This window comes from Cryobacterium sp. M25, assembly GCF_002929635.1.
GTDB lineage: Bacteria > Actinomycetota > Actinomycetes > Actinomycetales > Microbacteriaceae > Cryobacterium > Cryobacterium sandaracinum.
On record NZ_PJJU01000049.1, the window covers coordinates 38,565 to 51,346 of the forward strand.

Consider the following 12,782-nt stretch of genomic DNA (forward strand, 5'->3'; position numbering starts at 1 on the left):
CCCCGGACTCGGTGGTGCTGTTACAGGTCCGCGTGCAGCAGCCAGATGCGCTCGGCGGAATCGCGCCAGGTGAAGGCCTGGGCTCGATCGCTACCGAAGATGCGCAGCCGGTTTGCGAGAGTGGTGTCGCTCAGCACCTGGGTGACGGCCGCAGCCAGTCGCTCGGGGTACCCGGATGCATCCTCACGCTCGACGACCAGCCCCGCGTCGCCGGCGGCCTCGACCAGGGCCGGGGCGTCCGAATGCACGACCGGGGTGCCCAGGTAAAACGCCTGGATCATCGGCCCGGCGAAGCCTTCTTCCCGGCTGGGGTAGACGAACACGGCCGCCCGGGAGATGACCACGGCCAACTCTTCGTCGGTCAGCCCGTTCAGGGCGCGCACCCGGCCCCACGGGAGGCCGGCCTCGTCGGCGACGGATGCCACGTCGAGCTCACCCCAGGCGGCCGGTCCCAGAACGATCAGCGGGAGATCCGGCGCTCCCGGCAGGCCCAGGGCGGTGATCAGCGCCGTGATGGCCTTCCGCGGCTCGAGCGTGCCGACGGTGACGATGTACTCGTTCGGCAACGCCAGGCGTTCCGCGATGATCTCCGTCGCGGAGGAGTTCGACGGAAGGCGGAGGCCGCTGCCGATTCCGCCGCCGATCACCCGCACGCGGTCGCCGAGGTCGACGATGTTCGCGAGCTGGTGGGCCACGGCGTGGCTGGGGACCACGATCGCATCCGCGTGTTTGCGGGCGCGTTTGACCATGACCTTCGTCCAGGCGACGGTCGCCGGAGTGAGCGCCTCCGGATGCGTCCAGGCCAGCACGTCGTGAATGGTGACGGTCACCTGGGTGCCGTCGTTGACGATGCTGTGCTTGCGCAGAGGCGCCAGCAGGGAGGGGGCATGGATCATGCCCGACCCGGAACTGTTGGCTATGCCCAGTTGCCAGGCCGCCGTGAGCTCGCGCCGCGGCAAGGTGGTCTTGTGCAGACTGGCCAGACCCGGCAGGGACGCCTCGACCCTGGCGTAGTGCTCGGCCGACGACGACGACACGATTCCTTCGACGTCGCAATCGGCCGGCGCCGCCGCGATCAGGGCCCGGGTCAGTTCTTCGGTGTAACGCCCGATGCCGCCCGGGACCGGCGCAATCATCTGGTCCAGGACGACTCTCAGTGTGGTCATTGGTCCGCGAAGATCCCCTGCTCGGCCGCCGCGGCCAGAGCCTCGCGCCAATCGCGAATGGGGGACAGCCCGGCGGCAGCCCAGGCATCGTGGCCGAGCACCGAATACGAGGGCCGGGGGGCCGGGCGCACGAACTGCGAACTGTCGGTCGGGGTGACCCGTTCAGGGTCAAGGCCGGCTGTGGCGAAGACGGCACGGGCGAAGCCGAACCAGCTCGTCACTCCGGAGCTGGTGCCGTGGTAGATGCCGGCGGGGGCGTCGGAATCGAGCAAGGCGACGATCTGCGCGGCCAGGTCAGCGGTCCAGGTTGGCTGACCGACCTGGTCGTCGACGACGCTGAGGGTGTCGCGGGCTGCAGCCAGCTTCAGCATGGTCTTGGGGAAGTTCGGGCCGTGTTGGCCGTAGAGCCAGGCCGTGCGCACGATGTAGCTGCCCGCCGGGTGTTCCTGCAGCACGAACGCCTCGCCGGCGGCCTTGGTGCGGCCGTAGGCGGAGATCGGGTCGATCTCGGTGTCCTCCGCGTAGGGCGCGGTGGCGCTGCCATCGAACACGTAGTCGGTCGAGATCTGCACGAGCTTCGCCCCGGTGGCGGATGCGGCCAGCGCCAGGTTGTGGGGGCCGGTCGCGTTGATCGCGTACGCGGCATCCTCATTCGTCTCGGCGTCGTCCACCTGCGTGTATGCGGCGGCGTTGATGATGACGTCGTAGCCGACGACCTGAGCCAGAACCGCGGCTTGGTCGGTGATGTCCAGGTCGGTGCGGTCGAACGCTGTGACGTCGCGGCCGGCGAGCATGGCCTGCAGGTCGCGTCCGAGCATCCCGGCCGCGCCGGTGATCAGATAGCGGGTCATCAGCTCAATGCCGCACGGGCCTTGAGCGGCTCCCACCAGGTGCGGTTGTCGCGGTACCACTGCACGACGTCCGCGAGCCCCTGCTCGAACGGAACGAGGGGCGCGTAGCCGAGTTCGGCCTGGATCTTCGAGATATCCACGGAGTAGCGCAGGTCGTGGCCGAGGCGGTCGGCGACGCGGTCGACGTAGGACCAGTCCTTGCCGGTGGAGTCGAGCAGCATCTGCGTGAGCTCCTTATTGGTCAGCTCGGTGCCGCCGCCGATGTTGTAGATCTCACCGGCGCGGCCGCCGACGAGCACCATCGCGATGGCGCGAGTGTGGTCGTCCACGTGCAGCCAGTCACGGATGTTGTTTCCCTCGCCATAGAGGGGAACGTGCAAGCCGTCGATCAGGTTGGTGACGAACAGCGGGATGACCTTCTCCGGGAAGTGGTACGGCCCGTAGTTGTTCGAGCAGCGCGTGATCGAGATATTCAGACCGTGCGTGCGGTGGTAGCTGCGCGCGAGCAGGTCGCTGCCGGCCTTCGACGCGGAGTAGGGGGAGTTCGGCTCCAGCGCGCGCTCCTCGTTCCACGATCCCTCGGCGATGGAGCCGTAGACCTCGTCGGTGGAGACGTGCACGAACCGGGCCAGGTCGTGGCGGAGCGCTGCGTCGAGCAGCTGCTGGGTGCCGAGCACGTTCGTCTCGACGAAGATCGACGCGTCGCGCACGGAGCGGTCCACGTGGGATTCTGCGGCGAAGTGCACCACGGCGTCGAGAGAGGGGAAGAGCTCGTCGAGCAGTGCGGCGTCACGGATGTCGCCGTGCACGAACGAGTAACGCGGGGACCCGGCGACCGGGGCCAGGTTCTCGAGGTTGCCCGAGTAGGTGAGGGCGTCGAGCACGACGACCTCGGCTCCTTCGAGGCCCGGGTAGGCGTCTTCGAGGGTGCGCCGAACAAAGTTCGAGCCGATGAAACCGGCTCCGCCGGTGACGAGGATCTTCATATGGAGGTAACCGTTCCGTTTGATGAAAGTGCCCCCGCGATTCTACCGGAACGCGCTTGGGGAAACGGCCGACAGCAAGAGCTCAACTGCCGTATCTTCGACCGCCCAGGCCACGACAACTGGGACTGATAGCCTCAATCAGGGAAGCAGTTGCTTGCCGTGCATTAATATTGGAGGGCTCAAACGTGGATGAAATCCGGTCAGACTCGAATGGTCTGGAACGTGATACTCGACCTTCTGCTTCCTGGATCAGCGACACGTCGTACTGGATTCCGCGCCATTTTGTCGAGTCAGCTTGGTTGGAGCATGCCCCGTTCGCATTCTGGCTGGTGGATGCAATTAGGCCGACCGCTATTGCCGAACTCGGCACGCACAACGGCTTCTCCTATTTTGTCTTCTGCGAAGCAATCGCTCGATTGGGGTTGCCCGCCAAGACCTTCGCACTTGACAGCTGGCAGGGTGATGATCAAGCCGGATTCTATGGCTCTGAGGTCTACGAAAGCGTCAGCACGATCAATGGAGCTGACTACTCTGCCTTCTCAACACTGCTGCGCGGTTATTTTGATGACAGCCTCGAATCGATTCCGGACGGCTCAATCGATCTCCTCCACATCGACGGCAGGCACGGGTACGACGACGTGCGTCACGATTTCGAGGCTTGGCGCCCGAAGCTCACAAATCGGGGCGTCGTGATTTTTCACGATATCGCGGAGCACCAGGAGGGTTTCGGTGTGTGGCGATTCTGGAAAGAGCTCACCGCGCAATATCCGTCGTTCGCTTTTGACCACGGTCATGGATTAGGCGTGTTGGCGGTCGGTGGCGACATACCTCAGCGCCTGCACGAATTCCTCGAGGTGGGCCTCGTGAAGGCGAGTGAGATCAAGGAGTTCTACGAGTTGCGAGGGGCAGCTATCGGTGAACTGTATGACCGGGGTGTGCGAGCAGCAGAAGTGCCTCTGCTCAAGGGGGAGCTGGAAGCCGTAAAGGGTGAGCTGGCATCCGTGAAGGGTGACCTGGCATCAGTGAAGGCCGGACTGGAAGTCGCTGGGCAGCAAAGCGATGAACAAGACCGCGTCATTGCGGTGTATGCGAGCGAGCGCCTTGGCCTGCTGGATCAGATCAAGAGGATTCACCAGAGCACGAGCTGGAAAGTCACGAGGCCGCTTCGCCTTCTGAGCGCCGCGGTCCGTCGCCCCCGGGGCTGACTGGCCGTGCTCTTAGCCTGAGCCCGATGGGTAGACTGCCAACCGTGAAGATCCGCGAACTCTCCATCCCTGATTCCTACGAAATCACTCCCAGGCAGTTTGGGGACGACCGGGGGGTTTTCCTCGAGTGGTACCGCTTCGACCGTCTTGAGGAGACGATCGGGCATCGCCTCGAGATCGCCCAGGCCAACACGTCGGTGTCCAAGCGCGGTTCCGTGCGTGGCATCCACTTCGCCGACATCCCGCCGAGCCAGGCTAAGTACGTCACGGCCGCGCACGGCGCTGTGCTCGACTTCGTCATCGACATCCGTGTGGGCTCCCCGACCTTCGGCCAGTGGGACAGCGTTCTGCTCGATGACACCGACCGCCGCGCGATCTACATCGCCGAGGGCCTCGGTCACTGCTTCGTGGCACTCACCGACAATGCCACGGTCAGCTACCTGGTCACCGCCCCGTTCAACCCGGGACGCGAGCACGGCATCAACCCCCTCGACTCGGACATCGGCCTGGTCTTCCCGCCCGAAGCCGGAGAACTGCTTCTGTCCCCAAAGGACACGGACGCCCCAAGCCTGACCGAAGCCGCTGCCAGCGGCCTGCTGCCCACCTGGGCCGACGCCCGGGCGTTCTACACCTCCCTGAACGAAGGAAAGTAACAATGCGCGGAATCATCCTCGCCGGCGGCTCTGGCACCCGCCTGTGGCCCATCACCAAGGGCATCTCCAAGCAGCTGATGCCCATTTACGACAAGCCGATGATCTATTACCCCCTGTCGACGCTGATGATGGCGGACATCAAGGAAATCCTGATCATCACGACGCCGGAGTACAACCAGCAATTTCAGGCGCTGCTCGGCGACGGCTCCGAGCTCGGCATTCACATCGAGTACGCGGTGCAGGAATCTCCCGACGGCCTCGCACAGGCATTCATCATCGGTGAGGACTTCATCGGCGATCAGAGCGTGGCGCTCGTTCTCGGCGACAACATTTTCCACGGTGCGGGCCTGGGTTCTGCCCTCCGTGGCAACGCAACACTCGAGGGTGCACGCATCTTCGCCTACCACGTATCCAACCCGCACGCCTATGGCGTCGTCGAGTTCGACAAGTCGATGACAGCGCTTTCGATTGAAGAGAAGCCGCTCAAGCCCAAGAGCAACTACGCCGTTCCCGGCCTCTACTTCTACGACAACCGGGTCGTCGAGATCGCGAAGACCATCGAGCCCTCTGCGCGTGGCGAACTCGAGATCTCTACGATCAACGAACGGTACCTGCAGCAGGGCGACCTGCACGTGCAGGTGCTCGACCGTGGCACAGCCTGGTTGGACACCGGGACATTCGAGTCCATGATGCAGGCCTCTGAGTACGTGCGCGTGATCGAAGACCGCCAGGGCTTCAAGGTCGGCTGCATCGAGGAAATCGCCTGGCGCGCGGGCTGGATTGACGACGCTCAACTTGCTAAGCTCGCCGCCCCCCTGGTCAAGAGCGGCTATGGCTCCTACCTGATGACACTCGTCTGGCAGGGCTAAGACTAGCCGGCAGGCTAGCTCAGCTGGACGTGCCGATAGCCAGCAAGGGGCGGTAAAGCCTGAGGTCGATTGTGCTGCGGAACTGATCGTGATCCGACTGTGGTCAGCGCGCCGGGACAGCCGACCCTGAGCAGGATTCGCCCGGAATACGCCGTCGGCGTGGCTTCGGCTAGAGTAATTGATTCGTTGGGGGGCGTACGCGAAGGGACCACCCACTTTTTGTCCAAATCCAGTATGACTGCCCAGGTGCTGCTCGTCGGCGCGTACGAGCGAGACAACTTTGGTGACCTACTCTTCTACGAGCTCACTCGGGAATACTTCGACGGGCACACTGTGCTGGCCGGCAGTGTCATCGGGGCCGACATGACTCGACTCATCGGAATCCGTGTGCACCCGCACAACGACCTGCTCGCCACCCGCGCCTTCGATCTGGTCTGGGTCGTCGGCGGCGAGATCGGCGGTGTCGACACCCGCGGGGCGCTGGCGATGTCGCTCAGTGACGAGGACGGCAGCGTCTTCGACGGTGCGGGCATGCGCGGCAAGGAACTTATTGCACGCTTCCTTTCGGGCGCGGGGGCGGACGCCCCGGCCTACCTGCCGGTGCTGTCACGCTTTCCTGCGAACGCCGATACGCCTCTCGTGCTGAACTCCGTTGGCTTGGGCAACCTGCGCCCGGCGATCACGGCGGCCGGCGCAGGAACCGTCGCCGACCCCGCTATCCCTGTCATCAGGGGTGCCGCCGAGGTGGTCGTGCGAGACAGCGCCTCTCTCGAGGTGGCGGGTTCGATCGGCACACCGGCGCGGCTGGTGCCGGACATGGTGCACGCGATCAGCCTGCGGCATCCCGAACTCGCCCTGCCTAGCTCGGCGGGGGCGACCCCGTTCTTCGTCTTCCAGTGCAACGCGCACCTGATCCTCGAGTACGGTGCGGAAGCGATCGCGCAGGCGCTCGCCTCGGTGGCTGCGGTAACAGGCTGGAGGCCGGCATTCTTCTTGGCTGGAACCGCCCGGCACCACGACCGCGCCGACCAGTACGCGGAAATCACCGCCACACTCAAACGCATCTCGCCGAATCTGGTGCCGATGACAATGAAGAGCCGTCGCCCCGTCGCCCTCGCCTCCTTCATCGCCCGTTCGCAGCTGTGGGTCGGGTCGTCTCTTCACGGCCGCATCATCTCGGGGTCCTTCGGGCTGCCCCGGGTTAGCCTGACGAACGCCAAGGTGGAGACCTACGCGGCGACATGGGACTCCGTGTTTCCGGTGGGCGTCGGAATCGAGAACCTCGGCGCCGCCGTCTCGGAGGCGATCGCGATCGCCTCCCGACCCGCCGCGGTTCAGGCTTCTGCCGACCTCGCCCGGCTGGCCGACCGATCAACGTGCGCCTTGGTCGAGGAGTTCCTGTGAGCGACAGGCTCCCGCCGATCGGGGACAGTGCCGGCACCGGCGGCGGCGCTGACTTCGACAACGGCACGACCAGCGTGTTACTGCTGCACCAGCTGGATCGCCAGCGTGCCGCGATGATCGGGGCGGTCAGAGACTACGAGCTGCGGCTCGGGCGGGAGACCGACCGGATTCGCGGGCTCGAGGCCGATATCAATGCCGAATGCGGCCGGTCCGGCGAACTGCGCGCGGTCGAAGACGAGCTGCGCGCCGAACTGCAACAGGCCCGGCTGGCCCGCGAAGCGGGGGAGGCCGAAAACCGACGGCGTCAGGAGGAGAACGACGCGCTCCGGGATACGATCGACGAGATCGCCGGCAGCCGGTCGTGGCGAATTACTCGGCCGATGCGATCCCTCTCCCGTGGGGCAAAGCGACTTGGCGGCCCGGCGCACGACGCCTGACCCAAGGTTGGCCGACCTCAGTGCGAGATTCGACGCTCCACGAGGCGTGAGCGCACAAGCAAGGCGAGGTTCAGGGCGGCGCGCACCGGCCAGAGTAACGGCCCGGAGTACTTGCGGGTGAGGAAGCGCCGCGCGCTGTCGTGGTGCGCGCGAGACATCCGCCGGGAGTCGGTGTTGGTGGAGTGTGCACCGGTGTGCACGACAGTAGCCGCCGGCTCATAGACGTTGCGCAGCCCCAACCGGCCGATACGGTAACCGAGATCCACGTCTTCGAAGTACATGAAGTAGCTCTCGTCGAAACCGCCCAGCCGTTCAAACACCGACCGCCGCACGATCAAGAACGCCCCGGACAGCCAGCCGGCATCTCGTCGCACGGCCGCTTCTCCGGTCTCACGGCGGTAGCCACGCGTCCAGGGATTGTTCGGCCACAGGGTACCGAAGAGCGCATGCCCGACTCCTGAACCCAGCGAGGGGATCGAGCGCGCCGATGGGTAAAGGGATCCGTCGGCTGAGAGGATGCGCGGGCCGACTGCGGCTACGAGGTCCTGGCCGCGCACGCTCTCGAGCAGGGTATCGATGGCGCCGGCAGTGACGGTGACGTCGGGGTTGCTCACGACGATCCACTCGATGTCGCCGGGCAGGCTTGCGACCGCGCGGTTGATGGCACCGCCGTAGCCGTGATTCGCGTCGAGACGCAGGTACGTGGCCCCAGCGGCAGAGGCGAGGGAGCGGACGGTGTTTCCGGCGGCATCCGCCTTGTTGTCAATGACGACGACCGTCAGTGGATGCGCGGATGCGGCTGGAAGGGAAGCGAGGAAGGGGCGGAGCACGTCTTCGGAGCCGAAGCTGACGGTGACGACTGCGACCAGCGTGTCGCGTGGAGGCGTGTCAGATGAAATGGCCATATCTTCATTCACCATACTTCTAGGCTAGGTTGGTCTGCGGCCATACCGATCGGCCACTCAGCGAGGTTACATGCGATATCTGAACGAAGTTTTCGCTTCGCGGGAACTCTTGGCCAATCTCACCCTCCGGGAGATCAGAGGCCAATACAAGCGAACCGTCTTCGGGCAGCTATGGTCCTTGGTGAACCCGCTAGCCACGATGCTTGTCTACACGCTCGTGTTCGGCTTCTTCCTGAGGGTGGAACCCGAGCCCGGAAACCCCAGCGGCCTCGACGTCTTCGCTGTCTGGCTGATGTGCGGCCTGCTGCCATGGTCCTTCTTCGCAAACGTCGTGCAGCAGGGCATGGGGGCGATCATTGGCAATGCCGGCCTCGTTCAGAAGGTGTATTTCTCCCGCATCGTGCTGCCGCTCTCCAAGGTCGGCTCTGTCGGCTACAACTGGCTCCTGGAGATGGGCGTACTGATCCTCGTGCTGGCGCTGTGCGGCTCGTTCATCTGGCCGTGGATCCCGTTCACGCTAGTGATGATGGTCGTGCTCGCGTTCTTCGCTGCCGGACTTTCGCTGATGCTCGCCGTCGCCAACGTGCACTTCCGCGATACCCAGTACCTCGTCGGCATCGTCTTCCAGATCTGGTTTTACTTGACCCCGATCATTTACCCGATCAGTCTGGTGCAAGTGCAATCGGATGCGAACGGTGGGCTCTTCGGAACGCCAATCACGCTCATGGACATCTACAAAATCAACCCGCTCGAACACTTCGTCATGATCTTCCGGAACCTGATGTACGACAACCGGATGCCTAGCGGGCGAGAAGTTCTTCTCTGCGTGGTCTGGGCCTTCGGCTCCATGGTCGTCGGCGTCTGGGTCTTCCGCCGCAGCGAAAAGAAACTGGCTGAATTACTATGATCGACAGTGCCGTACACGTTGACAACGTCAGCAAGCGATTCCGCCTTTACCACGAGCGCAACCAGTCCATCAAGTCGGCCATCATGCGTGGCCGGCGTTCGGTGCACGAGGACTTCTGGGCGCTGACCGATGTGACCTTCGACGTTCCGACTGGGTCTACCTTCGGCCTGATCGGCAGCAACGGTTCCGGCAAATCGACGTTACTCAAGTGCCTCGCCAAGATCTACTACCCCGAGAAGGGGTCGATCTCCTACAAGGGCCGCATCGCCGCCCTACTCGAGGTTGGTTCGGGATTCCACCCGGAACTGTCCGGCCGGGAGAATGTCTTCTTGAACGGGTCAATCCTGGGCATGTCGAAGAAGGAAATCACCCGTAAGTTCGACGAGATCGTCGATTTCTCCGGGGTAGAGAACTTCATCGACCAGCCGGTGAAGAACTACTCGTCCGGTATGTACGTGCGACTCGGGTTCGCGATCGCGATCAACGTCGAGCCCGACGTGCTCGTGGTCGACGAGGTGCTTTCGGTCGGCGACGCCAGCTTCCAGGACAAGTGCCGTCAGAAGTTCATCGATTTCAAGGACGCCGGAAAGACCGTCGTGCTCGTAAGCCACTCCATGGGACAAGTGGAGGACATGTGCGATTCCGCAGCGTGGCTGCGCAAGGGCGAGCTCGTGATGGTCGGCGACGCAAAACCGACCATCAAGGCCTACCTTGACTCGCTGCAGAGCGAGGAGCGCGAGTAGCTTGCCCGCGCTGTTGCGACGGGACTAAAAGCGACCAGGGCAATCCGCCCGATTTTTCAGGTTTTCAAGGCCTTCCGGCCGGGAATGAGCGAGGTAGAAATGAAGAAACGACGTGCAGGTGTCGTATCCGTCGTACTGGTCAACTTTCGTGGAGCGGAAGACACGCTCGAGTGCATCGAAGGACTGTTCGGACTGAACTGGCCGATGGAACTGCTCGAGATCGTGGTCGTTGAAAACGGCTCCGGTGATGACAGCATGGCCACGCTCAAGGCTGTGGCCGATCGGGTGACCATCGTCGAATCCAAGGAAAACCGCGGGTTCACAGGCGGCTGCAACGTCGGTGTCGAACGCTCTACCGGCGAATACGTTGCGTTCCTGAACAATGACGCCAAGCCGCACCCGGACTGGATTTCCGAGGCCATCGCCACATTTGCCCAGGGTGCAGACATCGCTGCTGTGGCGAGCAAGGTTCTCGACTGGGACGGCGTCAACGTCGACTATCTCGACGCGGCCGTCACCTGGTACGGCATGGGCTACAAGCCCCACGCCGGCGAGAAGGACCGCGGCATCTGGGACGAAGAGAAGGACGTGCTCTTCGGAACCGGCGCGGCCATGTTCATCAAGGCCGACGTGTTCGAGGAGCTCGGAGGGTTCGACGACAACTTCTTCATGTTCTACGACGACGTCGACCTCGGCTGGCGGCTGAATCTGCTCGGCTACCGGTTCCGATTTCAGCCCAAGTCTCTTGCGTACCACAAGCACCACGCGTCGATGAACAAGTTCGGCAACTTCCGTGAGGAGTACCTACTGGAGCGCAACGCGCTCTATTCGCTGTACAAGAACCTCGATGATGACTCGCTCGCGCGGGTCTTTCCGGGCGCGTTGCTCCTCGCCACCCGACGTGCAATCGGCCGCGGCAATCTTGACTCGACCTCGCTGGACCTGCGCAAGCCCGGCGGAGACGACGAAGGAACCATGCCTGTGCCGAAGTCGACGATGGCGGGCATGTTCGCGATCGACCAGCTCGTCGAGCTGTTGCCGCAGATGACGCTGGCCCGCGCCCAGGTGCAGGCCTCGCGCCGCCGCACCGACCGCGAACTCGAGGGCCTCTTCGGCAACGTTGACGAGCCCGCTTACCCGATCGAGACGTACCTGCGCGGCTACGAGAAGATCGTCACGAGCCTCAACGTGCTGGCGACGCCAACCAAGCGCCGCATCCTGGTGATCACGGGTGACTCCGTCGGAAAGAAAATGGCCGGCCCGGCAATCCGTGCTTGGAACATTGCCAAGCTACTCTCCAACGAGCACGACGTACGCCTGCTCAGCATGACGCACGCCGAGTCACTCGACCCGGCCTTCGAGGTGGGCCTGATCTCGCACCACCGGCCGAGCTCCGTGATGGCCCACGAACACTGGGCTGACATCATCATCGTGCAGGGCCACGCACTCGCTTTGTTCCCCGCGCTCGCCACATCCACCAAGGTCATTGTCGTCGACATCTATGACCCGCTGCACCTTGAACAGCTCGAGCAGGGCCGGGGCAAGATCCTCGAGCTGTGGAACAAGCAGGTCAACGACGCTACGGATGCGCTCAACCACCAGCTGCTTCTCGGCGACTTCTTCCTCTGTGCCAGCGAACGCCAGCGGCACTTTTGGCTCGGCCAGCTCGCCGCTCTCGGTCGAATCAACGCTTACACCTACTCTCGGGACAGCGAGCTCGACTCGCTCCTCGCGATAGCGCCGTTCGGTATCTCGAGCGTCGACCCGGTGATGACCGAGCCGGCCATCCGCGGGGTCGTGCCCGGCATCGGCCAGGACGACAAGATCATCATTTGGGGCGGTGGAATTTACAACTGGTTCGACCCGGGAGTGCTTATCCGCGCCGTCGCGGAACTCTCTGTGGAACACCCCGACGTGCGGCTGTTCTTCATGGGCGTCAAACATCCCAACCCGGACGTTCCCGAGATGGAAGCCGTCGCCGAGGCCCGGGTCTTGTCCGAGTCGCTCGGTATGACGAATAAGCACGTCTTCTTCAACGAGTCCTGGGTCCCGTTCGATGAGCGCCAGAACTACCTGCTTGAGGCGAACTTAGGTGTATCCACCCACTTTCAGCATGTGGAAACCACCTTCTCGTTCCGAACACGCATCCTGGACTACCTGTGGGCCGGGTTGCCGATCGTCACGACTGAGGGTGACTCCTTCGGTGACCTCGTCGAAAAGGAGAAGTTGGGCGCGGCGATTCCCGAGCGGGACCAGTCCGCCCTCGTTGCAGCCCTCGCGAGCTACTTGTATGACCCCGCAGCGATTGAGAGCGCCCGCGCTAACGTGCACCGCGTGCGTGCGGAGTTCGTCTGGGAGAGCGCTCTTGAACCGCTGGTCGAATTCTGCCGTGAGCCCGTTCACGCGGCGGACAAGGCCTTCCCTCCTGGCCATGTCGGAACGAGAACAGGTGCCAAGGTTAAGCCGCTGGAGGCCACGCGCCGCAGCCCGCATACGGGTATCCGGAGAGACGTGGATCGAGCCGCCTATTACTTCCGCCAGGGTGGGGCGACGGCGGTCGTTGAACGTTTTCGGGCCCGGCTGGACCGCAAACGCGAAGTTCGCCTCGGCGGCTGAGAATCGGGTCAGGGGCCGTGTCGGTCCGGTAAGTATCCGT

12 protein-coding genes are annotated in these 12,782 nt (G+C 63.8%); 8 read left to right on the forward strand and 4 right to left on the reverse strand.

The window, feature by feature from the left end; all coding sequences use genetic code 11:
• Window positions 1–20 precede the first annotated feature (20 nt).
• Genes CXY81_RS07315 through rfbB form a run of 3 tightly spaced genes read right to left on the reverse strand, consistent with a single transcriptional unit; the run spans window position 21 to window position 3,003 of the window.
• Window positions 21–1,166, reverse strand: coding sequence for a glycosyltransferase family 1 protein (locus tag CXY81_RS07315; RefSeq protein WP_104171386.1), 1,146 nt, complete (start codon window positions 1,164–1,166; stop codon window positions 21–23).
• Complete coding sequence (gene rfbD, locus CXY81_RS07320; RefSeq protein ID WP_104194433.1) at window positions 1,163–2,017, reverse strand: dTDP-4-dehydrorhamnose reductase; 855 nt, start codon at window positions 2,015–2,017, stop codon at window positions 1,163–1,165. Before rfbD ends, CXY81_RS07315 begins: the two co-directional genes overlap by 4 nt.
• Window positions 2,017–3,003, reverse strand: coding sequence for a dTDP-glucose 4,6-dehydratase (rfbB, locus tag CXY81_RS07325; RefSeq protein ID WP_104100325.1), 987 nt, complete (start codon window positions 3,001–3,003; stop codon window positions 2,017–2,019). The genes rfbD and rfbB overlap by 1 nt, the downstream gene beginning before the upstream one ends.
• A gap of 185 nt (window positions 3,004–3,188) precedes the next feature.
• Here rfbB and CXY81_RS07330 point away from each other — a divergent pair, with 185 nt between their 5' ends.
• The 5 genes from CXY81_RS07330 (at window position 3,189) to CXY81_RS07350 (ending at window position 7,571) form a co-directional block, all read left to right on the forward strand.
• Window positions 3,189–4,208: a class I SAM-dependent methyltransferase gene (locus CXY81_RS07330; protein WP_158252023.1), complete on the forward strand. Its 1,020-nt coding sequence runs from the start codon at window positions 3,189–3,191 to the stop codon at window positions 4,206–4,208.
• A gap of 44 nt (window positions 4,209–4,252) precedes the next feature.
• Entirely contained in the window at window positions 4,253–4,861 is a 609-nt protein-coding gene (locus CXY81_RS07335) for a dTDP-4-dehydrorhamnose 3,5-epimerase family protein (protein ID WP_104171389.1), read from the forward strand.
• Between the two features lie 2 nt (window positions 4,862–4,863).
• Complete coding sequence (gene rfbA, locus CXY81_RS07340) at window positions 4,864–5,730, forward strand: glucose-1-phosphate thymidylyltransferase RfbA (protein ID WP_104171390.1); 867 nt, start codon at window positions 4,864–4,866, stop codon at window positions 5,728–5,730.
• A gap of 234 nt (window positions 5,731–5,964) precedes the next feature.
• Complete coding sequence (locus tag CXY81_RS07345) at window positions 5,965–7,134, forward strand: polysaccharide pyruvyl transferase family protein (protein ID WP_104171391.1); 1,170 nt, start codon at window positions 5,965–5,967, stop codon at window positions 7,132–7,134.
• A complete protein-coding gene (locus tag CXY81_RS07350) occupies window positions 7,131–7,571 on the forward strand; it encodes a hypothetical protein (protein ID WP_104171392.1) in 441 nt (146 codons plus the stop codon). The genes CXY81_RS07345 and CXY81_RS07350 overlap by 4 nt, the downstream gene beginning before the upstream one ends.
• 17 nt (window positions 7,572–7,588) lie before the next feature.
• Here CXY81_RS07350 and CXY81_RS07355 read toward each other — a convergent pair whose 3' ends face one another.
• Entirely contained in the window at window positions 7,589–8,491 is a 903-nt protein-coding gene (locus tag CXY81_RS07355) for a glycosyltransferase family 2 protein (RefSeq protein WP_233194041.1), read from the reverse strand.
• A 55-nt stretch (window positions 8,492–8,546) separates the two neighbouring features.
• On the opposite strand from CXY81_RS07355, the gene CXY81_RS07360 reads away from it, so the two are divergent.
• From CXY81_RS07360 to CXY81_RS07370, 3 genes are all read left to right on the forward strand, one after another.
• Entirely contained in the window at window positions 8,547–9,383 is an 837-nt protein-coding gene (locus CXY81_RS07360) for an ABC transporter permease (protein ID WP_104171394.1), read from the forward strand.
• A complete protein-coding gene (locus CXY81_RS07365; protein WP_104171395.1) occupies window positions 9,380–10,126 on the forward strand; it encodes an ABC transporter ATP-binding protein in 747 nt (248 codons plus the stop codon). Before CXY81_RS07360 ends, CXY81_RS07365 begins: the two co-directional genes overlap by 4 nt.
• Before the next feature lie 99 nt (window positions 10,127–10,225).
• Window positions 10,226–12,742, forward strand: coding sequence for a glycosyltransferase (locus tag CXY81_RS07370; RefSeq protein ID WP_104171396.1), 2,517 nt, complete (start codon window positions 10,226–10,228; stop codon window positions 12,740–12,742).
• The last annotated feature ends 40 nt before the right edge of the window (window positions 12,743–12,782 follow it).